This is a genomic window from Variovorax sp. TLI9-5A (assembly GCF_056867935.1).
Window position 1 is genome coordinate 6,450,152 of sequence record NZ_CP200310.1, and the last position, 23,625, is coordinate 6,473,776.

General features: G+C 68.4%; 22 protein-coding genes. 15 read left to right on the forward strand and 7 right to left on the reverse strand.

Going from position 1 to position 23,625, the window contains the following annotated elements:
- The first annotated feature begins 47 nt into the window (after positions 1-47).
- Positions 48-740, forward strand: coding sequence for a thioredoxin family protein (locus tag AC1VNX_RS30665; protein WP_483161306.1), 693 nt, complete (start codon positions 48-50; stop codon positions 738-740).
- Positions 741-881: 141 nt separating this feature from the next.
- A complete protein-coding gene (gene tcuC, locus AC1VNX_RS30670) occupies positions 882-2,219 on the forward strand; it encodes a tricarballylate/proton symporter TcuC (protein WP_483161307.1) in 1,338 nt (445 codons plus the stop codon).
- 7 nt (positions 2,220-2,226) lie between these two features.
- Here the strand turns inward: tcuC and AC1VNX_RS30675 are convergent, their stop codons facing one another.
- The 4 genes from AC1VNX_RS30675 to AC1VNX_RS30690 form a co-directional block, all read right to left on the reverse strand.
- Positions 2,227-3,630, reverse strand: a complete 1,404-nt coding sequence (locus tag AC1VNX_RS30675) for a TPM domain-containing protein (RefSeq protein ID WP_483161308.1) — start codon at positions 3,628-3,630, stop codon at positions 2,227-2,229.
- A 149-nt stretch (positions 3,631-3,779) separates the two neighbouring features.
- A complete protein-coding gene (locus AC1VNX_RS30680) occupies positions 3,780-5,207 on the reverse strand; it encodes an aldehyde dehydrogenase family protein (protein WP_483161309.1) in 1,428 nt (475 codons plus the stop codon).
- Positions 5,208-5,235: 28 nt separating this feature from the next.
- Positions 5,236-6,258 carry an alpha/beta fold hydrolase gene (locus AC1VNX_RS30685; protein WP_483161310.1) on the reverse strand — a complete coding sequence of 341 codons (1,023 nt, stop codon included), beginning with the start codon at positions 6,256-6,258 and terminating at the stop codon, positions 5,236-5,238.
- A gap of 153 nt (positions 6,259-6,411) precedes the next feature.
- The gene (locus AC1VNX_RS30690; RefSeq protein ID WP_483161311.1) at positions 6,412-7,134 is read right to left on the reverse strand and encodes an SDR family oxidoreductase; all 723 of its coding nucleotides are present in this window, start codon (positions 7,132-7,134) and stop codon (positions 6,412-6,414) included.
- A gap of 93 nt (positions 7,135-7,227) precedes the next feature.
- On the opposite strand from AC1VNX_RS30690, the gene AC1VNX_RS30695 reads away from it, so the two are divergent.
- Positions 7,228-8,163, forward strand: coding sequence for a LysR family transcriptional regulator (locus AC1VNX_RS30695; protein ID WP_483161312.1), 936 nt, complete (start codon positions 7,228-7,230; stop codon positions 8,161-8,163).
- Between the two features lie 199 nt (positions 8,164-8,362).
- Here the strand turns inward: AC1VNX_RS30695 and AC1VNX_RS30700 are convergent, their stop codons facing one another.
- A complete protein-coding gene (locus AC1VNX_RS30700; RefSeq protein ID WP_483161313.1) occupies positions 8,363-9,328 on the reverse strand; it encodes a LysR family transcriptional regulator in 966 nt (321 codons plus the stop codon).
- Between the two features lie 102 nt (positions 9,329-9,430).
- On the opposite strand from AC1VNX_RS30700, the gene AC1VNX_RS30705 reads away from it, so the two are divergent.
- From AC1VNX_RS30705 to AC1VNX_RS30740, 8 genes are all read left to right on the forward strand, one after another.
- Entirely contained in the window at positions 9,431-10,360 is a 930-nt protein-coding gene (locus AC1VNX_RS30705; RefSeq protein WP_483161314.1) for a ketopantoate reductase family protein, read from the forward strand.
- Positions 10,357-10,740 carry a VOC family protein gene (locus AC1VNX_RS30710; RefSeq protein WP_258352915.1) on the forward strand — a complete coding sequence of 128 codons (384 nt, stop codon included), beginning with the start codon at positions 10,357-10,359 and terminating at the stop codon, positions 10,738-10,740. The genes AC1VNX_RS30705 and AC1VNX_RS30710 overlap by 4 nt, the downstream gene beginning before the upstream one ends.
- 48 nt (positions 10,741-10,788) lie before the next feature.
- Positions 10,789-11,241 (forward strand): MaoC family dehydratase, encoded by a 453-nt coding sequence (locus AC1VNX_RS30715; protein ID WP_258355227.1) that lies wholly within the window; start codon positions 10,789-10,791, stop codon positions 11,239-11,241.
- Positions 11,238-12,467 carry a CaiB/BaiF CoA transferase family protein gene (locus AC1VNX_RS30720; RefSeq protein ID WP_483161315.1) on the forward strand — a complete coding sequence of 410 codons (1,230 nt, stop codon included), beginning with the start codon at positions 11,238-11,240 and terminating at the stop codon, positions 12,465-12,467. Before AC1VNX_RS30715 ends, AC1VNX_RS30720 begins: the two co-directional genes overlap by 4 nt.
- 10 nt (positions 12,468-12,477) lie before the next feature.
- Entirely contained in the window at positions 12,478-13,299 is an 822-nt protein-coding gene (gene aroE, locus AC1VNX_RS30725; protein WP_483161316.1) for a shikimate dehydrogenase, read from the forward strand.
- Positions 13,300-13,321: 22 nt separating this feature from the next.
- Positions 13,322-13,759 carry a type II 3-dehydroquinate dehydratase gene (gene aroQ, locus AC1VNX_RS30730; RefSeq protein WP_483161317.1) on the forward strand — a complete coding sequence of 146 codons (438 nt, stop codon included), beginning with the start codon at positions 13,322-13,324 and terminating at the stop codon, positions 13,757-13,759.
- Between the two features lie 34 nt (positions 13,760-13,793).
- Entirely contained in the window at positions 13,794-14,903 is a 1,110-nt protein-coding gene (hemE, locus tag AC1VNX_RS30735) for a uroporphyrinogen decarboxylase (RefSeq protein ID WP_483161318.1), read from the forward strand.
- Positions 14,904-15,356: 453 nt separating this feature from the next.
- On the forward strand, positions 15,357-17,456 hold the full coding sequence (locus tag AC1VNX_RS30740; protein ID WP_483162044.1) for a primosomal protein N': 2,100 nt from the start codon (positions 15,357-15,359) through the stop codon (positions 17,454-17,456).
- 24 nt (positions 17,457-17,480) lie between these two features.
- On the opposite strand, the gene AC1VNX_RS30745 is transcribed toward AC1VNX_RS30740, so the two are convergent.
- Positions 17,481-17,690, reverse strand: a complete 210-nt coding sequence (locus AC1VNX_RS30745; protein WP_483161319.1) for a hypothetical protein — start codon at positions 17,688-17,690, stop codon at positions 17,481-17,483.
- Positions 17,691-17,928: 238 nt separating this feature from the next.
- Here AC1VNX_RS30745 and AC1VNX_RS30750 point away from each other — a divergent pair, with 238 nt between their 5' ends.
- Positions 17,929-18,630, forward strand: a complete 702-nt coding sequence (locus tag AC1VNX_RS30750; RefSeq protein WP_483161320.1) for a hypothetical protein — start codon at positions 17,929-17,931, stop codon at positions 18,628-18,630.
- On the opposite strand, the gene AC1VNX_RS30755 is transcribed toward AC1VNX_RS30750, so the two are convergent.
- Positions 18,619-19,662 carry an AEC family transporter gene (locus AC1VNX_RS30755; RefSeq protein ID WP_483161321.1) on the reverse strand — a complete coding sequence of 348 codons (1,044 nt, stop codon included), beginning with the start codon at positions 19,660-19,662 and terminating at the stop codon, positions 18,619-18,621. The two genes, AC1VNX_RS30750 and AC1VNX_RS30755, sit on opposite strands and share 12 nt — an antisense overlap.
- A 157-nt stretch (positions 19,663-19,819) precedes the next feature.
- Between AC1VNX_RS30755 and AC1VNX_RS30760 the strand changes: the two genes are divergently transcribed.
- Genes AC1VNX_RS30760 through AC1VNX_RS30770 form a run of 3 tightly spaced genes read left to right on the forward strand, consistent with a single transcriptional unit; the run spans position 19,820 to position 23,609 of the window.
- The gene (locus tag AC1VNX_RS30760) at positions 19,820-21,928 is read left to right on the forward strand and encodes an ATP-dependent helicase (RefSeq protein WP_483161322.1); all 2,109 of its coding nucleotides are present in this window, start codon (positions 19,820-19,822) and stop codon (positions 21,926-21,928) included.
- Positions 21,925-22,428: a hypothetical protein gene (locus tag AC1VNX_RS30765; protein WP_483161323.1), complete on the forward strand. Its 504-nt coding sequence runs from the start codon at positions 21,925-21,927 to the stop codon at positions 22,426-22,428. The genes AC1VNX_RS30760 and AC1VNX_RS30765 overlap by 4 nt, the downstream gene beginning before the upstream one ends.
- A complete protein-coding gene (locus AC1VNX_RS30770) occupies positions 22,425-23,609 on the forward strand; it encodes a phospholipase A (RefSeq protein WP_483161324.1) in 1,185 nt (394 codons plus the stop codon). Before AC1VNX_RS30765 ends, AC1VNX_RS30770 begins: the two co-directional genes overlap by 4 nt.
- Positions 23,610-23,625: the final 16 nt, after the last annotated feature.

Genomic DNA, 23,625 nt, shown 5'->3' on the forward strand with positions numbered 1-23,625 from the left:
AAGCTGCAGTTGTTGTTTGGAATTTTGTTTTGGAGTTCAAGCTGGCCATGTCTCTCTCGCCAACCGCCGACTCGCGTTCCTTCCGCGCCGCGCGCAACGCCCGCGCCGCCCTGAGCCGGGCCTCCCGCCGTGCCGTCGTCGCCGCAGCCGTGGCGCTGGGCGCCACCTTCCTGATGGGCAGCAACGCCGCCGCAGCCCCCATCGTGGGCCAGCAGGCGCCCGATTTCGTCGCCGTCGACACCACCGGCGCCAAGCACAAGCTCTCCGACTTCGCGGGCAAGTTCGTGGTGCTCGAATGGACCAACCCCGGCTGCCCCTTCGTGCGCAAGCACTACGGCAGCGGCAACATGCCCGCCACGCAGAAGGCCGCGACCGACAAGGGCGTGGTGTGGCTGGCCATAAATTCCACCGAGCGCGCCGCCACCGACTACCTGAAGCCCGACGCGCTCGACGCCTGGATGAAGTCGCAGAAGGCCGCGCCCACCGCCGTGCTGATGGACGAGGACGGCCTCATCGGCCAGGTCTACGGCGCGCGCACCACGCCGCACATCTTCATCATCGACCCCAAGGGCACGCTGGTGTACGCGGGCGGCATCGACAGCATCGCCTCGGCGCGGGTGGACGACATCAAGACCGCGACCAACTACGTGAACCAGGCCCTGGGCGAGGCCTTCGGCGGCAGGCCGATCTCGGCGGCCACCACGCGGCCCTACGGCTGCTCGATCAAATACAAGGCCTGAACGAGGCCTGGACGCGCGACCAGACGCGGCCACTGCGGCGGCGAGTGACAGCTACCTGACCGCCGTAGTCAGGTTGCGGTCGGGGAGCCGGTACTACCCTTGGGCGAGCACATCGCCAGTACTGCCCAAGGGGACAACAAGATGAATCCTGCGCCCAGCGCCGCGCAAAAGGGCACCGCTGCCCACGCCTCCACCGCTTCCTCCTCCAAGTTCGCCACCGTCCTGCGCGTGACCGGCGGCAACTTCATGGAGATGTTCGACTTCTTCCTGTTCGGCTTCTACGCCACGCAGATCTCGAAGGCCTTCTTCCCGTCGGGCAACGAGTTCGCATCGCTGATGCTGACCTTCATGACCTTCGGCGCCGGCTTCCTGATGCGGCCGCTGGGAGCGATCTTCCTGGGCGCATACGTCGACCGCGTGGGCCGCCGCCAGGGCCTGATCGTCACGCTCGCGCTGATGGCCGTCGGCACGCTGCTGATCGCCTGCGTGCCTTCGTACGCGACCATCGGCCTCGCGGCGCCGCTGCTGGTGCTCATCGGCCGGCTGCTGCAGGGCTTCTCGGCCGGCGTGGAGCTCGGCGGCGTGTCGGTGTACCTGTCGGAGATGGCAACGCCGGGCCACAAGGGCTTCTACGTGAGCTGGCAGTCGGCCAGCCAGCAGGTGGCCATCGTCGTGGCGGCGGCGCTGGGCTACTGGCTCAACGTGACCTTCACGCCGCAGGAGATCGGCGACTTCTACTGGCGCATTCCCTTCTTCGTGGGCTGCCTGATCGTGCCGGTGCTGTTCATCATCCGCCGCTCGCTGCAGGAGACCGAGGAGTTCATGGCGCGCAAGCACCGCCCCGACGCGCGCGAGATCTTCCGCTCGATGGTCGCCAACTGGGGCCTGGTGATCGCCGGGATGATGCTGGTGTCGATGACCACCGTGTCGTTCTACCTGATCACCGTCTACACGCCCACCTTCGGCAAGGCCGTGCTGCACCTGAGCACCACCGACGCGCTGATCGTCACGCTGTGCGTGGCCATCTCCAACTTCTTCTGGCTGCCGGTCATGGGCGCGCTGTCCGACCGCGTGGGCCGCAAGCCGCTGCTGATCCTGTTCACGGTGCTGACCATCCTCACCGCCTACCCGGCCCTCAAGTGGCTGGTGGGCGCGCCCAGCTTCGCGCGAATGCTCGAAGTGGAGCTGTGGCTGTCCTTCCTCTACGCGAGCTACAACGGCGCGATGGTGGTTGCGCTCACCGAGGTGATGCCGGTCAACGTGCGTACCGCCGGCTTCTCGCTGGCCTACAGCCTGGCCACCGCGATCTTCGGCGGCTTCACGCCGGCCATTGCCACCGGCCTGATCGAGATGACCGGCGACAAGGGCGCGCCGGGCCTGTGGATGACGGGCGCCGCCGTCTGCGGCCTGATCGCCACGCTGGTGCTTTACCGCCGCAACGTGAACCCGGCCGACGCCAGGCGCGTGCCGGTGGTCTGATCGGCCGCTACCAGCTGCCCGAGGCCCCGCCTCCGCTGCTGGAGCCGCCACCGCCGGACGAGGAGCTGTCCGACGACGAACTGCTGCTGCTCGACGAGCCGCTGCTCCAGCCGCTGTCCCCGTCGCCACTTCCCGTGGCGAAGGTCGGGAAGACGAACATGAACAGCAGCGCGAGGACGGTCGCGATCGCGGTCGGAATCCATGTCTCGTCGGGCAACGGGCCGGGCTCGGTGATCACCACCACCGTGCCGACCACCCCCAGCACGACGATCCACCGGATCACGAAGCCGAGCGCGCTGCCGTCCCGCCAGGTGTTGCGGATGCCGAAGACGATGACCGTGACCAGGAGGCCCACGCCGCCGATGCCCAGCGCCCACAGGAAGCCCGGCCAGAACACGTCGCCGCCGACCATGAAGGCGATGCACACCAGCGCCGCGATCACCGCGGCGATGCTGCCGAGCACATAGGCCACTTCCTTCACGCGTCCGCAGAGATACCCCAGGCCGTACAGGAAGAGCGCCGGAATCGCCAGGACCCCCGCCATGAAAGGGTTCAGCAGCATGGCGGCCCCGCCCACCGGACCCGCGCCGACCAGGCCGAGCACGAGCCGCCAGTCGCGCGGCCGGCGGGGCGCTTCAGGCTCGATCTCCTGCAGCGACTCGGCCCAGGGCTCGGGACGCTGGATGCGGCGCCCGCGCTTGCCCGAACGCTTGCCGCGCGAAGGAGGCCGCGCGTTGCGGCGCCGCGTGCCGACGAGGGGCCCCGCGCCGAGACCGTGCCATGCCCCCACGCCGATGCTCCACAGCATGACGCCGAGGAAGGCCTTTCCTTCTGGCGTGAGGCCTCCGCCGCCTGCAGCCGGTTCGCGCGCTGCCTCCTCATCCATCGGCTGCGGCGCGGACGCGGTGTCCGACGCGAGCGTGTCGGGCCATGCCGGCGCCGCCGGCGCGGCGATCAGCTCCGACAGCGCCCGCACCGCGGCTTGCATGCCGCCCGCGTAGTCGCCGCCACGAAAGCGCGGTGCCATCTGCTTGTCGATGATCGCAGCCGCCTGGATGTCGGTGATCGTGCCCTCCAGGCCCTTGCCGACCTCGATGCGCATCTTCCGGTCTTTCAGCGCAACGAGCACCAGCACGCCGTCGTCCTCGTCCTTGCGGCCCAGCTTCCAGCGCGCGAACACGCGCGTGGCGTACTGCTCGATCGCCTCCTGCCCCGTCGTCGGCACGATCAGCACCGCAAGCTGCGCCTGCGTGCTGCTCTCGAGCTCGGCGATTTCCTGGCGCAGCCCGTCGGCATCGCCCACGCTCAACGTGTTGGTGAGATCGATCACGCGCGTCTTCATCGGCGGCACGGGCACCAGACTGGCCTTGGCCTGCGCGAATGCAGGGCATGCGCAGATCGCGATGTACACGAAGAGAACGAAGCCGAGCCACGCCCAGGGCTTCGGCGGCCTCTTGCCAGCGCTCGCCTTTGCTGATCGGGGGAGCGCGGAGGGCACGGAGTCTGTCAGGAGCATGGGGCAGGATAACGCCTGCCCCATCCGCGCCATCGGGCGCGATCTCAGCCGGGCTGCGCCACGGCCACGGTCTTCGGCTCCAGGAAGGCCTCCATGCCGAAGAGCCCGAACTCCCTGCCGATGCCCGACTGCTTCACGCCGCCGAAGGGCGCACTCAGCTCGGGCGTGACGCGGTTGACCAGTACCGTGCCTGCGCGCAGCCTCGAAGCCACGCTCAACGCGCGCTGCTGCTGCGAGGAGAAGACATACGCCTGCAGGCCGTATGGCGAGTCGTTCGCGATCTCCACCGCTTCGTCCTCGCCGTCGTAGCCGATCACCGAGAGCACCGGCCCGAAGATCTCCTCGCGAGCGATGTCCATGTCGTTGCGCACGCCCGCGAACACGGTGGGGCGCACGAACCAGCCCCTGTCGAAGCCTTCCGGGCGCCCCTCGCCGCCAGTCACGAGCGTCGCGCCCTGCTCGATCCCCCGGCGGATGTAGTGCTGCACGCGCTCGAACTGCGCCTTGCTCGCCAGCGGCCCGACCGCGGTGGCGGGGTCGCGCGGATCGCCCACGCGCATGCCAGCCGCCGCCGCGCGCAGGCCCTCGATGGCCCGCGCCATCTGCGCGTTCGGAATCAGCAGGCGCGTGCCCGCCACGCAGGCCTGGCCGTTGTTCATGAAGGCCGCGCCCAGCGCCATGGGCAGCACCGTCGGCAGGTCGGCATCGTCCAGCACCACGGTGGCCGACTTGCCCGACAGCGCGAGACTCACGCGCTTGAGCGTGTCCAGGCCCGCGCGTGCGATGAGCTTGCCGGTGGCCGTGGAGCCGGTGAACGAGATCTTGGCGATGGCCGGATGAGTGGCGATCTCATCGCCCACGTCGCCGCCGCGCCCCAGCAGTACGTTGACCGCGCCCGCCGGCAGGCCAGCCTCGTGCAGCGCCTCGGTCACGACCCGCGCCTGCAGCGGACTGAACTCGCTGGGCTTGATCACCGACGCGCAGCCCGCGGCGATGGCCGAAGCCAGCTTGCTGCAGATGCTCCCGGCCGTGCTGTTCCAGGGCGCAATGAGGCCGGCGACGCCGACCGGCTCCATGCGCACGATGGCGTCGCCCATGCGGCGCTCGAACTCGTAGCCCTCCAGCATCCGCGCCGTGTCGGCAAAACATTGCGAGGCGTAGTTGCTGACCCATCGCGAACGGGCCAGCGGGCCGCCGTACTCCTCGATGGTGGCGTCGCAGATCTGCTCGGTGCGCGCCAGCATGGCGGCCTCGAGGCGCCTGAGCATGTCGATGCGCTGCGCCTTGGTACTGGCCGCCAACACTGGCTGCGCCCGGCTCGCGGCTTCGATGGCGCGCTTCGCGTCGTCTCGGTTCGCCAGCGTCACGGTGCCGATGGGCTGGCCGGTGGCCGGGTTGAGGATTTCCAGCTGCTCGCTGCCCCGCACGGGCACGAAAGCGCCGTCAATGTAGGCCTGATGGATGTTCCACATGGCGATTGCTCCTGAGCTCCAGGCTTCATCAGCCTCGCGCAGCGTCGATCACGGCCTTCGTGAAGGCCTTGGGCGCTTCCTGCGGCAGGTTGTGGCCGATGCCGCCGCTGACCAGCCGATGCTCGTAGCGCCCCGAGAACTTCTTCGCATAGGCGCTGGGCTCCGGATGCGGCGCGCCGTTGGCATCGCCTTCGAGCGTGATGGTGGGCACGGCGATCACCGGCGCCTTGGCGAGCCGGTTCTCGAGCGCCTGGTACTTCGCCTCGCCTTCGACGAGGCCAAGTCGCCAGCGGTAGTTGTGAACCGTGATCGCCACGTGGTCGGGGTTGTCGAGCGCCACCGCGCTGCGGTCGAAGGTGGCCGCGTCGAAGTTCCACCTGGGCGATGCCGTCTGCCAGATCAGCCTGGCGAAGTCGTGGCGGTTCTTCTCGTAGCCCGCACGACCGCGCTCGGTCGCGAAGTAATACTGGTACCACCACTGCAGCTCGGCCTGCGGCGGCAGCGGCACCTTGCCGGCCTCCTGGCTGCCGATGAGGTAGCCGCTCACCGAGACCAGCGCCTTCACGCGCTCCGGCCACAGCGCCGCCATGATGCAGGCCGTGCGCGCGCCCCAGTCGCAGCCGGCGACGGTCGCAACCTGGATCTTCAGCGCATCCATCAGCGCGATGATGTCGACGGCAACCACCGACTGCTGCCCGTTGCGCGGCGTGTCCGCCGACAGGAAGCGCGTAGTGCCGTAGCCGCGCAGGTACGGCACGATGACGCGGAAGCCCGCCGCCGCGAGCGCAGGCGCCACGTCGACGAACATGTGGATGTCGTAGGGCCAGCCATGCAGCAGGATCACCGGCGCGCCATCGGCCGGGCCCGCCTCGTAGTAGCCGATGCCGAGCGTGCCCGCATCGATGCTCTTGAGCGGCTCGAGGCGCCTGGAAGACGAGCCCGTCGCGGCCTGCGCGAAGGCCGGCGTGAGCGCTGCGAGCTGGGCGGCCGCGGCACCGAGGGCCGTTGCGGCGAGGAAGCTTCTGCGGGGCAGTTGGAACGACGTTGACATTGGATTTCCTGAGTGACTGAAGGTGGTGAAAGGGCTGACAGGTCCCAATGTCGCCCCTCGAACCGCCATTCACCCGGTCCTGCGTATCGCTCTGTATCTGCCGCTGTTTTTTCAACAAAACTTTTCGTTGTGCGAGCCGGCGCGCCCGTCACGTCACACCAGCCGCAGCCCCCCATCGCACTCGATGACGGTCCCCGTCGTATAGCCGTTCTCGATCAGGAACTGGATCGCATGCGCCACGTCCTGCGGCCGGCCCACGCGGCCGACGGGCAGCATCTCGACCTGCTGGCGGAACAGGTCGTCCTTCATCGCGGCGGGCACGCGGTTCCACCAGGGCGTGTCGACCAGCCCAGGCGACACGGCATTCACCCGGCTGGGCCTCAGCTCGCGCGCCAGGCTGCCCACCATCGCCTCGATCGCGCCGTTGATCGCCGCCAGCCCCGAAGTGCCGGGCAGCGAGTTGCGCGCGGAGATCGCCGTCACGAAAGTCAGGCTGCCGCCCTTGCGCAGCACGCGCGCGCCGGCCTGGGCCGCTTCGAGCTGCGGCCAGAACTTGGCCTCGAAGCCGCGGCGCAACGATTGAAGATCGAGCTGCGCGAACTCGCCCGCGCCCTCCCCGCCGCTGAGCGTCAGCACCAGGTGATCGACGGGGCCGGTGTTGTCGAAGAAGGCATCGAGCGCGCCGCGGTCGCAGGCGTCGAAGGCTGCGCCGCTCACGTTCGCGCCCATGCCGGCGATCGCTTCCTGCAGCTTGCCGTTGTCCCGGCCGGCCGCGATCACGCGCGCGCCGGTGGCCACCATGCGCCGCACGGTCTCGAGGCCCACGCCCGACGAGCCACCGACCACCACCACTGTCTGCTGCTGTTCCAAGGCCATGACGACTCCTTTGAATGTCCGATGAAAGAAGGAAAGAGAGAAAGAGCCTTCAGGTTAGGAACGCCGGGCCTATCATTCAAATCGTTTGGAACCATGGAATACATCAACGAAAGTGATTTCAGGCGGCTCGACCTGAACCTGCTGCTGGTGTTCCACGCGCTGCTGCACGAACGCAGCGTCACGCGCGCGGCGCAGCGGCTGTTCATCGGCCAGCCGGCACTGAGCGGCGCGCTCAAGCGCCTGCGCACCGCGCTGGGCGACGAGCTGTTCGTGCGCACCTCGCACGGCATGACGCCCACGCCGCGTGCGCTGGAGCTCGCGCGCGTCATCGAGCCGCTGCTGCTGTCGCTGCAGCAGGCGCTGCATGCCCGGCCGGCGTTCGACCCGGCGAAGGCCGAGCGCGTGTTCCGCATCGGCCTGAGCGATGCGCTCGAAGTGGCGCTGATGCCCCGGCTGATGCAGCGGCTTTCCGAAGAGGCACCGGGCGTGCGCCTGGTGGCGCGCGCGGCCGAGCGCACCAACGCGCCGGCGATGCTCGACGCGGCCGAGATCGAACTGGCGGTGGGCGTCTTCACCGACTGCGCCGCGTGGCACCGGCAGCGCGCGCTGTTCGGCTGGCACTTCGTCTGCGTCTACAACCCGGCGCTGGTGAAGGTGCGCGGCAAGCGCATCACGCTGCAGGAGTACCTGCGTCACCCGCACCTGCTGACCTCGTTCAGCGCCGACCTCAGAGGCCTAGTCGACGAACTGCTGCGCGAGCAAGGGCATGCGCGCAAGGTGGTCTTCTCCAGCCGCAACTTCGCGACCAGCCCCTTCATCGTGCGGCAGATGCCCGCCATTACCACCGTGCCCACCTTCGCCGCAGCCACGTGGCGCGACACGCTCGGGCTCGCGGTGAGGCCTCTGCCTTTCGAAACACCGGCCTACGAGGTGTCGCTGCTGTGGGCGGCGGCGCGCGACGGCGATCCAGGCCTGCGGTGGCTGATCGGCCTCATGGCCGAGGTGTTCGGCGAGAAGCCCGTGCGTTGATCCAGCGCGTACCGTGCGTGGACCGGGAGCGCAGCACCCACGGTGTCCCGGGTGGAGACACCGATGATGTCGCGCCCCCGCGTGCCTGTCCTGCGGAAGCGCTTGCGGGCGCCCTCCACGGCTCGAGCGCTGCAGCGAGGCCCCGCGCGTTCCAGCAGCGCGAGGCCAGGGGCGTAACGGCTCAGGCGATGCTTGCGCACTAGGCTCTGCGGCCTTCCTCTTGTTTGCGAACCTTGGACTTCCTGGCAAAGAGCCCCTCGCACAGGCCGCGAAGCCAGCGATTCGCGGGGTCCTGGTTGTAGCGCGCATGCCAGTGCTGCTTGACGGTGAAGGGAGGCACGGGAACAGGGCAGTCGAACACCGCGAGCCCGTTGGTGCGGGCCAGCGTCTCGCCGATCTGGCGGGGCACGGTGGCAATGAGGTCGGTGGTCGAGACGATGGCGGCCAGGCCCAGGAAGCCCGGCAGTTCCAGCAGGATGCGTCGTTCCACACGATGCCGCAGCAGCGCCGCCTCCAGCAACTGCACACCCGTGCCGCCGACGATGCCGATGTGCGCCTCGGCCTTGTAGTCGCGCAGGCCCATGCCCTTCGCGCCGACGCGCGGATGCCGTGCATTCACCAGGCACACCCAATCCTGCGGATACAGCACCTGTTGATAGAAGCCCGATTCGAGCCATGGCACCAGCCCGATCGCGAGGTCGGCCTGGCCGGACTGCAGCGCCTGCCCGGTCTGCTCGTCGATGCGCGCAGCCTCCAGGCGAATGCCGGGGCCCACGGCGCGTACGTGCGCCAGCAGTTGCGGCAGCAGCGTGATGTGGCTGGCATCCGTCATGCAGATGCGAAAGCGCCGTGTGGAGCTCGACGGATCGAACACTTCCGGCGGCGCGGTCACGCGGCGCAACGCTGCGAGCGCCTCACGCGCGGGAACGATCAGCTCTTGCGCGCGCGGTGTCGGCTGCATGCCTGCCGCGGTGCGCACGAACAGCTCGTCGCCCAGGTGCCTGCGCAGCCGGCCCAGCCAGTTGCTCACCGTGGGCTGGCTCTGGCCGAGCTGGTCGGCCGCGCGCGTCACGCTCTGCGTGGTGTAGATCAGGTCGAACAGGCGCAGCAGCTTGAGGCTGAGCAAGCCCGCGCTCGCATCGAGGTTGTCGTCGTCCGCATTCATTTCAAAACGGAATGTAGACCATTCAACCCATGTCATGGACGAAATGTTCCTCGAAACCTATCGTCAGGGCATCCCTTCGAGACAGCCCTTCGAAAGACAGGCATGAAAATCTATTTCCTGGGCGCTGGCGCCCTCGGCTGCGCCATCGGTGGCACGCTCGCCGCCGGCGGGTCGGACGTCACGCTCATCGACCCGTTCCAGGCGCACGTCGACGCCATCAATCGCGACGGCCTCCTGATGAAGGACGGCGACTCGGAGCGCCGCGTCAAGGTGCGCGCATCGACAAGCACCGAGGGCCTGCCGCCAGCCGACCTGATGATCGTGCTGGTCAAGTCGTTCCACACACGCTCGGCCATCGAAGGCGCGCGGTCGATCATCGGACCCGACACCGCGCTGATGTCGCTGCAGAACGGCCTGGGCCACGAAGAGATCCTGGCCGACGTCGCCGGCCGCGCGCATGTGCTGGCCGGCAAGACCTACGTCGGCGGCGTTCTGCTCGGCCCGGGCCACATCATTGCGGGCACACGCGGCAAGCGCACCGTGATCGGCGAGCTCGACGGCAGCGTGAGCGGACGCGCCCGGGCCATCGCAGCCGAGTTCGAGCGTGCCGGTCTGCCTTGCGAGGTCAGCGACAACATCATGGGCGTGATGTGGGACAAGCTGCTCATCAACGTCTCGACCGGCGCGCTGAGCGGCATCACGGGTCAGGTCTACGGCAGCCTCTACGCAGTGCCCGAGATCGAGGCCACGGCCATCGCCGCGGTGGCCGAAGCCATGGCCGTCGCGCAGGCCATCGGCGTGAAGCTGTCGATCAAATCGCCTCGCGATGCATGGGTGATGGCTGCCGAAGGCCTGCCCTACGAATTCAAGACCTCGATGCTGCAAAGCCTGGAGAAAGGCTCCATCACCGAGATCGATTTCATCAACGGCGCGGTGGTGCGCGGCGGTATCGAGCACAACGTGCCGACGCCTGTGAACCGGACGCTGGTTGCGGCCATCAAGGGCATCGAGCGCCGCATGGAGGCGAAATGAGCACGCCGCGCGCCTATGTGGAGCACGTCGCCATCTGGGTGAAGGACATCCACTGGCACATCAGGTTCTTCCACGACGTCTGCGGCATGACGATGCGCGAAGTGCAGGGCACGCTCGAAGAGCCGGTGCAGTACTGGACCCTCGGCGGCATGCAGTTCATGGCCAAGCCCGACTACGCAGGGCCTGAAGGCCGCCTCGGCCATCTCGGCGTGATGTGCGAAGACCTCGAGGCCGCACTCGCCGCCGCGCAGGCCTTCGGCGTGACCGAAATGCCGCAGGGCCGCAACTGGCTGCGCCTGCCGGACGGCCTGGCCGTCGAATTCATCCAGGCCAGCGCCGGCGCCGTGGCACGCGCGCTCGCCATCGATCCCCGCGCCTGAAGAACCGCCAACCCGATACATAGAGAGAGACATCCATCCATGACCGCCTTGACCATCGAAGACAAGTACTGGGACGACGCCGTCGTCGGCCAGGAGTGCATCAGTCCGCCCTATGAAGTGACGGAGGCGCGCGTGATGGCGTATGCCGACCTCACTGGCGACCACACCCCCGTTCACACCGACGAAGCCTATGCGCGCACCACGCCCTTCGGCACCCGCGTGGCGCACGGACTGTTCGGCCTGTCGGTGGCCGACGGGCTCAAGACGAAGAGCGACATGCGCTTCATGCCGGGCATGTCGCTCGGCTGGGAATGGAGCTTCGTGGCCCCCATCAAGCTCGGCGACACGGTGCGCGTGAAGTTCCACGTCGGCAGCAAGCGCGAGTCGAAGAGCAAGCCGGGCTGGGGCATCCTTGTGCTGCCGTCCGAACTCATCAACCAGCGCGACGAGGTCGTGCAAAAGGGCGAGCACCGCGTGATGGTGCCGAGGAAGCCGGCATGAGCGCGTCACCGAAACAGGCGCTGCCGCTGGCTGGCCTGCGCGTCATCGACTACAGCCACTTCCTGGCCGGCCCCTATGTCGGCCGCTGCCTTGCCGCGCTCGGTGCGGAAGTCATCAAGGTCGAGCGCCCCGGCACGGGCGACGCCGGGCGCCAGCACGCGTGGTTCGTCGGCGACCACAGCGGCTATTTCCTGCAGCAGAACATGGGCAAGAAGGGGCTCAGCGTGAACACGAAGGACCCACGCGGCCGGGCCTTGATGAAGAAACTGGTCGACAGCGCCGACGTGTTCGTCGAGAACTACCGCCCCGGCGCCCTAGACAAGCTGGGCCTGGGCTATGCCGAGCTCGCCGAGACCAACCCCGGCCTGGTGTACTGCTCGATCTCGGCCTACGGCCATACCGGCCCCGACTCGCACCGCGCCGGCTTCGGCCTCATCGCGGAAGCGAAGAGCGGCATCATGCAGATGGTCGGCAACCCGGGCGAAGCACCGCCGCTGCTGCGCATCTCGCTGGGCGACATGTACACCGGCATCCACGCGGTCGCCGCAATCAACGCGGCGCTGCTGGGGCGGGTGAAGTCCGGCCGCGGGCAGCACATCGACATGGCGCTGTACGACACGCTGGTGTCCATGCACGAGTACGCGGTGCAGTGCTACACGCTCTCCAATGGCCAGGAAGTGCCGGTGCAGACCGGGCACGACATGCCCAATTCCACGCTCTACGGCGTGTTCCGCGCGCAGGACGGCGACCTTGTGATCGCCGCGCAGGTGGACGACGCCTGGAAGCGCTTTGCCGCGCTGGTCGAGCAGAACGGCGGCCCCGCGGGTTTCGGCAGCGACATGCGGCTGCACGCTTCGGCCGGGCGCAATGCACATCGCGCCGAGATCCTCGAAGTGGTGAAGCCGTGGGTTGCTGCACGGCCGGTCGCGCAGGTGCTGAAGATGCTGGACGGCATCGACGTGCCGGCCGCCAAGGTCCAGCGCATCGACGAAGTGCTGGCCGATCCGCAGATCCGTGCGCGCGGCATGGTGGTCGAGCAGGAACATCCGGTGCTCGGAAAGATCCGCCTGCCGAACCTGCCCTTCCACATGTCGGGCTGCGACACCTCGGTCACGCAGGTGGCGCCCGAACTGGGCGAGCACAACGCGGAAATCGCCGCGAGCCTCGGCTTCGACGCCGCGCAGATCGCCGAGATGCAGGCCGACGGCGTGCTCTACAGCAAGTAAGGAAGCAGCCATGACCGACAAGTACGCCGTGATCGGCAACCCGATAGGACACACCAAGTCGCCGATGATCCATGGCAGCTTCGCGCAGGCGACCGGCCAGGACATCGAGTACAGCGCGATAGAAGGCTCGCTGGAGCGCTTCGCCGACGACGTGCACGCATTCCGCAAGGCGGGCGGACGCGGAATGAACGTCACCGCCCCGTTCAAGCTGCAGGCCTATGCACTGGCCACCGAGCGGCTCGAACGCGCCGAGCTCGCCGGCGCCACCAACGCGCTCAAGTTCGATGGCGAGCGCATCCTTGCCGACAACTTCGACGGCGTGGGCCTGACCAACGACATCCAGCGCAACCTCGGCTTCCCGCTCGAGGGCGCGCGCATGCTGGTGCTCGGCGCGGGCGGTGCGGTACGTGGCGCACTGCAGCCGTTTCTCGCGCAACAACCGGCCGTGGTGGTGCTGGCGAACCGCACGGAGGCCAAGGCCGTCGACCTGGCAAAGCAGTTTGCCGGGCACGGCCACGTGCAAGGCTGCGGCTACGGCGATCTGGCGGGCGAGCAATTCGACATCGTCATCAACGGCACGTCCGCGAGCCTCAGGGCCGAACTGCCGCCCCTGCCCGCGCAGGCGCTGCAGGGTGCGAGGCTGGCCTACGAACTCGCCTACGGCAAGGGCCTGACGCCCTTCCTGCGCCTGGCGCAGAACGCCGGCGTGCCGAAGCTGGCCGACGGCGTCGGCATGCTCGTGGAACAGGCGGCGGAAGCCTTCCTGTGGTGGCGCGGCGTGCGGCCCGACACGCGCAGCCTCATCGACCGCATGACCATCCCCCTGGTCTGACCCGACGACTGGAGACAGCCACATGAAGATCCTCATGCTGCACGGCATCAACCACAACATGTTCGGCAAGCGCGACGCCAAGCAATACGGCACGGTGACGCTGGCCGAGATCGACGCGCAATTGCAGGCACTCGGCAAGGAGCTGGGAGCCGAGGTCGAGAGCTTCCAGACCAACAGCGAGGGCGAGATGTGCGAGCGCATCCATCGCGCCTTCACCGACGGCGTGGACGCGGTGCTGATCAACGCCGGCGCATGGACGCACTACAGCTACGGCATCCGCGACGCGCTGGCGATCCTCACGGTGCCCGTCGTCGAACTGCACATGTCGAACATCCACGCGCGCGAGGCGTTCCGCCATCACTCGGTGTTCGCCGAGATCGTGAAAGGACAGATCTGCGGCTTTGGCGTGGACAGCTACCTGCTCGGCCTGCGCGCGGCGGTGACGGCGGCGCGAGGCTGAACCAGCGAGCCGGGGTGCCTGCGACAATGGGGGAATGCCTTTCGCCCCCCTGCAAAACGACACTTTCCTGCGTGCCTGCTGGCGCCAGGCCACCGACCACACGCCCGTCTGGCTGATGCGCCAGGCCGGCCGCTACCTGCCGGAGTACGTCGCCACCCGCGCCAAGGCGGGCAGCTTCATGGGGCTGGCCACCAACACCGACTACGCCACCGAAGTCACGCTGCAGCCGCTGGAGCGCTATCCGCTGGACGCGGCCATTCTTTTCTCCGACATCCTGACGGTGCCCGACGCGATGGGCCTGGGCCTGTCGTTCGAGGCCGGCGAAGGCCCGCGCTTCGCGCGCCCGGTGCGCGACGAGGCGGCGGTGGCGGCGCTCGAAGTGCCCGACATGGAAAAGCTGCGCTATGTGTTCGACGCCGTGGCATCCATCCGCAAGGCACTGAACGGCCGGGTGCCGCTGATCGGCTTCTCGGGCAGCCCGTGGACGCTGGCCTGCTACATGGTGGAAGGCGCCGGCTCGAGCGACTACCGGCTGGTGAAGAGCATGCTCTACGGCCGCCCCGACCTCATGCACCGCGTGCTGGCGGTGAATGCCGATTCGGTGGCCGCGTACCTCAACGCCCAGATCGACGCCGGCGCGCAGGCCGTGATGGTGTTCGACAGCTGGGGCGGCGTGCTGGCCGACGGAGCGTTCCAGGAATTCAGCCTCGCCTACACGGCCCGCGTGCTGGCCGGCCTCAAGCGCACCGGCGCCGACGGCCAGCCGGTGCCGCGCATCGTGTTCACCAAGGGCGGCGGCCTGTGGCTGGACGACATGCGCGCGCTCGACTGCGAGGTGCTGGGCGTCGACTGGACGGTGAACCTGGGCGCCGCGCGCCGCCGGGTCGCAGAGGGCACGGACGGCAAGGCCAAGGCGCTGCAGGGCAACATCGACCCGAACGTGCTGTTCGCGCCGCCCGCGCAGATCGAGGCCGAGGTGGCCAAGGTGCTGGAAGCCTTCGGCAAGCCGCACGCCGACCGCACGGCCCAGGGCCCGACGCACATCTTCAACCTGGGCCACGGCATCAGCCAGTTCACGCCGCCGGAGCACGTGGCGGCGCTGGTGGCCGCGGTGCACGCGAAGTCGCGGGCGATGCGTGGCTGAAATTGTTATCGGCCAGAACCGGTCGGGGCAGGCACGGCGGCCCTGAGAAGTTGGCCCGCAGCCGTTTGTCAAGCGCAAAAACAGTATATGCATCCGCACTTATGCACAAAACACGTGTTGCAGTGCGCAAGATTTCCGGGTTACCCATCTTCCTTGCTTCCAAAGAGATAGCAAAGCTAAGTCATTGATTTATATAGAGTTTGAACTTTGCTTTTTTTCCGGGCAATCCAGCCGGAGCCTTGATTTTCAAGGCTTGGCAGCGAGTCCAGCCCGCTTGTCAACAAAGTTATCCACAGGAACTCTGGATGAGGGCCAAAGCGCTGAAAAATCAACGACTTAAGCGCCCTTGCTCAAAGACTTTTTAACAACCCGCTCCAAGAAGGATCACCCATCTCCACAGCCGGCCTGCCCCTCGACGAGCCCATCCAGCCGACGAACGGCGCCCCGCCAGCGCTGCCGTGGCGGCTCGACATCGCCGTGCAGACGCCCGCGCACGCCGCGCTCGGCGACCTGCTGAGCTACGCCAGCGCCAAGCCGATGCCGCCCGGCACGCTGGTGCGTGTTCCGCTGGGCAAGCGCGAGGTGCTGGGCGTGGTCTGGAACGAGCCGGTGTCGCTGGTGGGCGCCGAGCCCGACATGGCGCTCAAGCCCGTGGGCGCGGCGCTCGATGCGCTGGCGCCGCTGGACGAAGGCTGGCGCGATCTCGTGGCCTTTGCCGCGCGCTATTACCAGCGCTCGATCGGCGAGATCGCGCTGGCCGCCCTGCCGCCGCAGCTGCGCGACCTGTCGACGACGCAGCTCGCGCGTCGGCTCAAGCGCAAGAGCGCTGCCGGGCCGGTGGCGCAGACGGCCGAGTCGTCGAACCCGGTGGCGCTGAGCGCCGAGCAGACCGCCGTGCTGGCGCGCATCGAGGAGGGAACAGGCACCTTCCTGCTGGCCGGCAGCACCGGCAGCGGCAAGACCGAGGTTTACCTGCGCTGCGTGGCCGACCTGCTCGCGCGCGAGCCCGAGGCGCAAGCGCTGGTGATGGTGCCCGAGATCAACCTCACGCCGCAGCTCGAAGCCCGCTTCAAGGCGCGCTTCGGCGACGAGGCGGTGGTGTCGCTGCACAGCGGCATGACCAACCCGCAGCGCCTGGCGAGCTGGCTGGCGGCGCACAGCGGCGCGGCGCGCATCGTGCTGGGCACGCGCATGGCGGTGTTCGCGTCGATACCGGCGTTGAAGCTGATCGTGGTCGACGAGGAGCACGACCCGAGCTACAAGCAGCAGGAAGGCGCGCGCTATTCGGCACGCGACCTCGCCGTGTGGCGCGGCCAGCGCGAGAAGGCCAAGGTGATCCTGGGCTCTGCCACGCCCTCGCTCGAGAGCTGGCACCAGAGCCGCCCCGCCGAGGGCGAAGACCCTGGCGGGCGCTATGTGCGGCTGGCCATGCCCTCGCGCATCGGCGCGGGCGAGCTGCCGGCGGTGCGGCTGGTCGACATGAACCTGCAGCCGCCGAAGACGGTGATCTCGGGCGCGCTGCTCGACGCCATCGGCCAGCGCATCGCGCGCGGCGAGCAGAGCATGATCTTTCTCAACCGGCGCGGCTATTCGCCGGTGCTGGCCTGCGGCGACTGCGGCTGGAAGAGCGAATGCCCGCACTGCAGCGCGTACCGCGTTTTCCACAAGATCGACCGCACGCTGCGCTGCCACCACTGCGGCTTTACCGAGCGCGTGCCGCGCGCCTGCCCGGCCTGCGGCAACCCCGACATCGCGCCGGTGGGCCGCGGCACCGAGCGGCTCGAGGAGCATCTGGCCGAACTGTTCTCGTCGGTGAAGCACCCCGATGGCAGCGCGGTGCGCATCGCGCGCATCGACGCCGACAGCACGAAGAAGCAGGGCGCGCTCGAATCGCAGCTCGCCGCCGTGCACGCGGGCGAGGTCGACGTGCTGGTGGGCACGCAGATGATCGCCAAGGGCCACGACTTCCGCCGCATCACGCTGGTAGCGGCGGTGAACCCCGATGGCGCGCTGTTCTCCAGCGACTTCCGCGCGCCTGAACGGCTCTTCAGCCTGCTGATGCAGTCGGCCGGCCGCGCGGGCCGCGACGCCGCGTACCTCGCGGCGCAGGGCGCGACGGCGGAGATGTGGATACAGACGCATCACGCGCAACACCCGCTTTTCATGGCGCTGCGCAAGCACGACTACACCGCCTTCGCCGCCCAGCAGCTCGACGAACGCCGCGCCGCCGGCATGCCGCCTTTCGCCTTCCAGGCGCTGCTGCGGGCCGACGCGCGCGAGCAGTCGGTGGCACAGGGCTTCCTGAACACGGCGGCCGACCAGGCCGAGGCGCTGCCGGGCGCCGACCTGGTCACGCGCTATCCGGCGGTGCCGCTGGCGATCCAGCGCGTGGCGAACGTGGAGCGGGCGCAGATGCTGATCGAGAGCCCCTCGCGGGCCGCGCTGCAGAAGCTGCTTGCGGCGTGGCAGCCGCTGCTGCACGAGCTGCGGCGAACGCCGGAGGGCAAGGGCGTGATCCGCTGGCTGATCGACGTCGACCCGCACAGCATCTGACGCCGCAGGCCTGAAACCGCGGTTTCAGTGGTAGCCGGTCGGTTCCTTGCCCATGTCGACATAGCGCAGCTCGTTGTGCCTGCGCCGCGCAACGCTCACGGGCCATGCGAACACCACGAGGCTGAGCGCCGCGAGTGCGATCGCGGTCGCGGTGCCGAACTTGCCGACGTGCCAGAACCAGCCCACGGCTGAAAGCCAGGCCAGCCACAGAAGGATGCGAACCAGAATTGCCATCGCGCGCCCCATTCACATCTTTGACTTGTGAACACTGTAGCAGCGCATCTGCAAACCCAAGCATTCATCTGAAGTGGTAGCCGATAGCTATGTCTTACGACATGCCCGGAACTACCGAAAATTTGTGAAAAATGTGTTGACGGCGCCCCCCGGTGCTGTTCAAGCTGTAAAGACGCGAACCCGCCGTGGAACGCGCACTCCAAACTGCCTCGCTCACTGGTCGCAAAGGTAGGTCGCCGTGAAACCGCCGTCCCGTTCTGGTTGGTCCCTCTCGCTGGCATCGAGCCTGACCGGCCTCGCCCTTGCCTTCGCCGTGCCCTGCGCCCCTGCCGCCGAGCTGGAGCTGCAGGGCAGCCGTCTCGTGGTGTCGGGCATGCTCGATGGCACCATGATCAAGGAGTTCACCGAGCAGCTCGGCAGCGGAGCAGTTCATACCGTGGTCTTCGAGGACTCGTTCGGCGGCACCGCCGAAGCGGCCGGCGCATTTGCCGACGCAATCCGCGCGAGCGGCGTGCAGACCGAGGTGCGCGGCCAGTGCATGGCGGCCTGCGCCTATGCCTTCCTGGCCGGCAAGACCCATCGCTTCGGCTACGGCCTGCAGGTCAACGGCATCTTGCTGCCAGTGGCGCAGCGCCCCACCGCCGCCGAGCTGGCAATACGCTGGCGCGGCGAGGAAACCCACAAGACGCTGGCCGAGTTCACGCCCACGTCGGCCTCTTCCGCCGCCAGGCCCGTGGAGACCAGCGCATTGCCCTCCGCTCCCAAGGACGCCAAGGACAACTGGCAGCCCGACCATGGCGTGCTCTTCACCGCGAGCCCCACGCTCTTCGGCCGCGTCTACAACACCTATTACTGCGACGGCACGCAGGGCCGCGACTTCTCGAAGTGCGAGCGCCTCGCCGATGCCGATCCGTTCAAGCTCGGAGTCCTAACCCCGTAGCGCGCTCACCGCGAGTGGAAAGCTCAGGAAGGCGATCACCGTCGTCCACAGGATGATGCGCGCGATGCGCCCGTTGTCCGCGCCGAAGCGCTCAGCAAGCATCGACACATTGCTCGCGCTCGGCAGCGCGGCGACCAGCACGATCGTGACGAGCGCCGCATGCGAGAGCGGCAACCCCAGCGCGATCGCGCCCAGCCCCAGGCCCCACACCAGCAGCGGGTGCGCGAGCAGCTTCACCGCTACCACCGGCAGCACGTCGCTCCACGGCGCCTTGGGCGCCCTGGACGCAGACATGCGGCCGGTGGCGCCCATGGCCTCGGCCACGGCCGCGCTGGCATCGTGCTCGCGCGCCAGCAGCGCCGAGCGGGCCAGCACCGCGCCGATGGTGAAGAGCGCCACCGGCGAGGCCGCGTCGGCCAGCATGGCGATGGTGCGCTCGACGGGCCCCGGCAGCGGCCAACGCGCGGCCGACAGCAGCACGCCCAGCAGGATCGACCACGGCATCGGGTTCACGAGAATCCCGCGCAGCGCCTTGCGCGCGGCCAGCATCGCGCCATGCCGCGCGGCGACGCCCGGCCCCACCGCGCCGTCGAGCCGCGAGAGCGCGATGCACAGCGACGAGGTCACCACCAGGTCGAAGGCGATCGTGATGATGATCGGCCCTGCCGCCTGAGCGCCAAGAATGGCCACCAGGAGCGGCACGCCCATGAAGCCGGTGTTCGGAAACGCCGCCACCAGCGCGCCGAAGGCCGCGTCGTTCCAGCCCACGCGCACGTTGCGCGTGAATGCCACCACGCCAGCCACCACGGCCAGCGCGCAGATGCCCCAAACCAGTGCAACGCTGCCGTCCAGCAGTTGCCCGATGGGTGTGCCCGCGCCGAAGCGCAGCAGCATGCACGGCAGCGCGAAATACAGCACGAAGGTGTTGAGGCCGGGAATGGCGTCCAGCGGCAGGATGCGGGCGCGCGCCGCGCCGTAGCCGGCCGCGATCAGCGCAAAGAAAGGGAAAGTAACAAGGAATACAGGCAGCACCGCCCCATTGTCGTTGCCCACCGCCGGTGGGCCGGATCGGCGTCCGTGGCCTACAACCCCGGGAAGGCCGGCCCCGTATCATTGGCCGCTTTGCGCCAGCCGTTCCCCACGGCGTTTCTCTTGGCTCTTCCGGTTCCTTCGGTTCTCTTTTTCTCCCATGTCTCACGGTCTCAATCCCGCACAGCTCGAAGCGGTCAACTACATGAGCGGTCCCTGCCTGGTGCTCGCAGGCGCGGGCTCGGGCAAGACGCGGGTCATCACCCACAAGATCGGGAGGCTCATCCAGTCGGGCATCGAGCCGCAGCGCATCGCGGCCATCACCTTCACCAACAAGGCCGCCGCCGAAATGCGCGAGCGCGCGAAGCACCTGATCGGCAAGGACGCGCGCAAGGTGGTGGTGTGCACCTTCCACGCGCTGGGCGTGCGCATGATGCGCGAGGACGGCGCCGTGCTCGGCCTGAAGAAGGCCTTCAGCATCCTCGACAGCGACGACGTCACCAAGATCCTGAAGGACGCAGGCGGCACCACCGACGCGGCCACCGCCCGCATCTGGCAGTGGACCATCAGCAAGTGGAAGAACATGGGCCTGAACGCGGCGCAGGCCGAGGCCCAGGCGGCCGACGACAACGAGCGCATCACCGCGAAGATCATGGCCCGCTACGAAGAGCGGCTGCTGGCCTACCAGAGCGTGGACTTCGACGACCTCATCGGCATGCCGCTGAAGCTGCTCTACGAGTTTCCCGAGGTGCGCGCCAAGTGGCAGGCGATGATGGGCCACATCCTGGTGGACGAATACCAGGACACCAACGCCACCCAGTACGACGTGCTCAAGGCGCTGGCCGGCGAGCGCGGCCACTTCACCGCCGTGGGCGACGATGACCAGTCCATCTACGGCTGGCGCGGCGCCACGCTGGACAACCTGCGCAAGCTGCCGGTCGACTACCCAAAGCTCAAGGTCATCAAGCTGGAGCAGAACTACCGCTCCACAAGCGCCATCCTGCGCGCGGCCAACAACGTGATCGGCCCGAATCCGAAGCTCTTTCCGAAGACGCTGTTCTCCGAGCTCGGCGAAGGCGAGCCGGTGCGCATTGTCGATGCCGACAGCGAGGTGCACGAGGCCGAGCGCGCGGTCGCGCGCATCGTGAGCATCCGCGCGGGAGAGGCCACCACGCAAGGCAAGCAGTACAAGGAGTACCGCGACTTCGCCATCCTCTACCGCGCCAACCACCAGGCGCGCGTGTTCGAGCAGGCGCTGCGCAAGGCGCAGATTCCGTACAAGGTCTCGGGCGGCCAGAGCTTCTTCGACCGCGCCGAGATCAAGGACCTGTGCGGCTGGTTCCGCCTGTGGGTCAACAACGACGACGACCCGGCGTTCCTGCGCGCCATCACCACGCCCAAGCGCGGCATCGGCCACACCACGCTCGCCAGCCTCGGCACCTTCGCAAGCCAGTACAAGCTGAGCCTGTTCGAGGCGCTGTTCAGCCCCTCGCTGCCCAGCGTGATGCCCAAGCGCACGCTCGAGGGCATCCACGAGTTCGGCCGCTACATCAACGACCTCGAATACCGCGCGCGCCGCACCATGGGCGCCGAGGACTCGCGCACCTTCATGCTCGACTGGCTGAAGGAGATCGACTACGAGAAGCACCTCTACGACGGCGAGGACAGCGAGGCCGCCGCGGCATCGCGCTGGACCAACGTGCTGGAGTTCGTCGACTGGATGTCGCAGCGCGCCGGCGGCACGCTCGACGACACCTCGGGCGCCGACAGCGGCGGCATCGAGAGCGAGCGCAAGAGCCTGCTCGAGGTGGCGCAGACCATCTCGCTGCTGTCCACCATCAGCGAGCGCGAGCAGGACCAGGACGTGGTCACGCTCTCCACGCTGCACGCCTCCAAGGGCCTCGAATGGCCGCACGTGATGCTGATCGGCGTGAGCGAGGGCCTGCTGCCCTTCAAGCTCGACGACGACAACGGCCGCCAGCAGCAGGTGAGCGAAGACACACTGCAGCGCCTGCAGGAAGAGCGCCGCCTGATGTACGTGGGCATCACGCGCGCGCAGCGCAGCCTGGCCGTGAGCTGGACCAAGAAGCGCAAGCAGGGCCGCGAGATGGTGCCCTGCGTGCCCAGCCGCTTCATCGCCGAGATGGGCCTGGACAAGACCACCACCAAGGAAGACCCGCGCGAGAAGCTCAAGGCGCTGCGCGCCGAGTTCGCGCGCAAGGCGCAGGACAGCGCGGCCAAGGCCGCTGCCGCCGCCGCGGGGTCATGACGACGACGAAGATGATGATGACGAAGAAGACCACCGCAACCGCCGCGCTGCTGGCCGGCGCGCTCGTCGTGCTGTCGGGCTGCGCCTCGATGCGCGGCGGCAGCGCCGACTGCCCCGCCGACGCGCGCGACCTGCCGCTGGAATCGCTCTACGGCAACTGGGAAGCGCGCTTCGACAACCTGCCCGCAGTGGCCGTCGTGCAGCTGGGCAAGCACCCCGACTACGACGGCGTGCGCGGCACCATCACGCGCAACGGCGCCAACGCCGCGAAGGCCACGGTCGCGCAGCTCGCGGGCGACGTGGACGACGAAGGCGCCCTCTCCATCGACGAGTCGCAGGACGGCCGCGCCATCAGCGGCGTGTGGTCGGGCAAGCTGCAGACCGGATCGTGCGGGCGCGAGTTCAGGGGCACGTGGCGCAATGCGGCCGACGAGAGCACGCACCCGTTCGTGCTCAGCAAGACGGCGCCACCGGCGTCACAGGAAGGAAGGAAGCAATGACGAAGAAGACCACCCTCTCGCGATCTCGCTTCAGATTCAACACGCTCGCGGCCGTGGCCGCATGCCTCGGCGGCGCGGCCGGCATGGCCCATGCGCAGGCCGTGGACAAGCCCGCGAGCCCGCTGGCCGACTCGCAACTCACCTGGCAGCAGTGCGCCGCGCTGGGCGCCAACAACGAGGCGCGCCTGGCCTGCTTCGACCGCTGGGCGCAGCAGCAGACGCTGCCCGCCGCGGCGGTGCCTCCTGCGCCACCGGTGCTCGCGAGCACGCAGCCGCCGGTCGACGGAACTGTTCCCGCCACGCGCGTGGTCTCGGTGGCCACCACCGAGGGCTGCCGCGACCGCCAGTACTCGGCGCTCTCGCGCTTCTGGGAACTGGAGAACGCCACCGACTGCGGCACCTTCGGCTTCCGCGGCTATCGCCCGCTCAACGTGTCGGTCTCGGCCGCCACCAGGAAGCCCGAGACGCCGACCTCGCCCTCGGCCGGCCACACCGCCGACCCGGTGGCCTACCAGGCCAACGAGATGCGCATCGGCCTGTCGGTGCGCACCAAGCTCGCGCAGGGCATGCTCACGCAGAACGACCCGGTCAAGAAAGACTCGCTGTGGTTCGCCTACAGCCAGCAGTCGACCTGGCAGTTGTTCAACGGCGCCATCTCGCGGCCCTTCCGCACCACCGACCACGAACCGGAGCTGATGTACGTCTACCCGACCGACTTCAAGCTGCCCGGCGGGTGGCGCTGGCGCTATTCGGGCCTGGGCATCGTGCACCAGTCGAACGGCCAGAGCCTGCCGCTGTCGCGCAGCTGGAACCGCGTGTACCTGATGGGCGGCGCCGAGCTGGATGACCGCTTCACCGTCACCGGCCGCATCTGGAAGCGCATCTCCGAAAGCGCCGCGAAGGACGACAACCCCGACATCGCCGACTACATCGGCCGCGCCGAGATCACCGGGCGCTGGAACCTCAACCGCGACAACCAGCTCGCCGTGACCGTGCGCAACAACCTGCGCGACAGCGGCCGTGGCTCGATCCGCCTCGAATGGCTCAAGGCCATCGGCGACCCGACCAAGAGCAACCTGCGCTTCCACACGCAGCTGTTCTCGGGCTACGGCGACACGCTGGTGGACTACAACCGCAAGCGCACGGTGCTGAGCATCGGTCTCAGCCTGGTCGATTTCTGATTCACTTCACACGTCC

Coding starts and splice junctions, on each gene's coding strand:
- hemE (WP_483161318.1), top strand. CDS start 13,794: ATGCCTTTCGCCCCCCTGCAAAACGACACTTTCCTGCGTGCCTGCTGG.
- AC1VNX_RS30690 (WP_483161311.1), bottom strand. CDS start 7,134: ATGGCCTTGGAACAGCAGCAGACAGTGGTGGTGGTCGGTGGCTCGTCG.
- AC1VNX_RS30710 (WP_258352915.1), top strand. CDS start 10,357: ATGAGCACGCCGCGCGCCTATGTGGAGCACGTCGCCATCTGGGTGAAG.
- AC1VNX_RS30685 (WP_483161310.1), bottom strand. CDS start 6,258: ATGTCAACGTCGTTCCAACTGCCCCGCAGAAGCTTCCTCGCCGCAACG.
- aroE (WP_483161316.1), top strand. CDS start 12,478: ATGACCGACAAGTACGCCGTGATCGGCAACCCGATAGGACACACCAAG.
- aroQ (WP_483161317.1), top strand. CDS start 13,322: ATGAAGATCCTCATGCTGCACGGCATCAACCACAACATGTTCGGCAAG.
- AC1VNX_RS30745 (WP_483161319.1), bottom strand. CDS start 17,690: ATGGCAATTCTGGTTCGCATCCTTCTGTGGCTGGCCTGGCTTTCAGCC.
- AC1VNX_RS30705 (WP_483161314.1), top strand. CDS start 9,431: ATGAAAATCTATTTCCTGGGCGCTGGCGCCCTCGGCTGCGCCATCGGT.
- AC1VNX_RS30760 (WP_483161322.1), top strand. CDS start 19,820: ATGTCTCACGGTCTCAATCCCGCACAGCTCGAAGCGGTCAACTACATG.
- AC1VNX_RS30720 (WP_483161315.1), top strand. CDS start 11,238: ATGAGCGCGTCACCGAAACAGGCGCTGCCGCTGGCTGGCCTGCGCGTC.
- AC1VNX_RS30680 (WP_483161309.1), bottom strand. CDS start 5,207: ATGTGGAACATCCATCAGGCCTACATTGACGGCGCTTTCGTGCCCGTG.
- tcuC (WP_483161307.1), top strand. CDS start 882: ATGAATCCTGCGCCCAGCGCCGCGCAAAAGGGCACCGCTGCCCACGCC.
- AC1VNX_RS30700 (WP_483161313.1), bottom strand. CDS start 9,328: ATGAATGCGGACGACGACAACCTCGATGCGAGCGCGGGCTTGCTCAGC.
- AC1VNX_RS30770 (WP_483161324.1), top strand. CDS start 22,425: ATGACGAAGAAGACCACCCTCTCGCGATCTCGCTTCAGATTCAACACG.
- AC1VNX_RS30695 (WP_483161312.1), top strand. CDS start 7,228: ATGGAATACATCAACGAAAGTGATTTCAGGCGGCTCGACCTGAACCTG.
- AC1VNX_RS30765 (WP_483161323.1), top strand. CDS start 21,925: ATGACGACGACGAAGATGATGATGACGAAGAAGACCACCGCAACCGCC.
- AC1VNX_RS30665 (WP_483161306.1), top strand. CDS start 48: ATGTCTCTCTCGCCAACCGCCGACTCGCGTTCCTTCCGCGCCGCGCGC.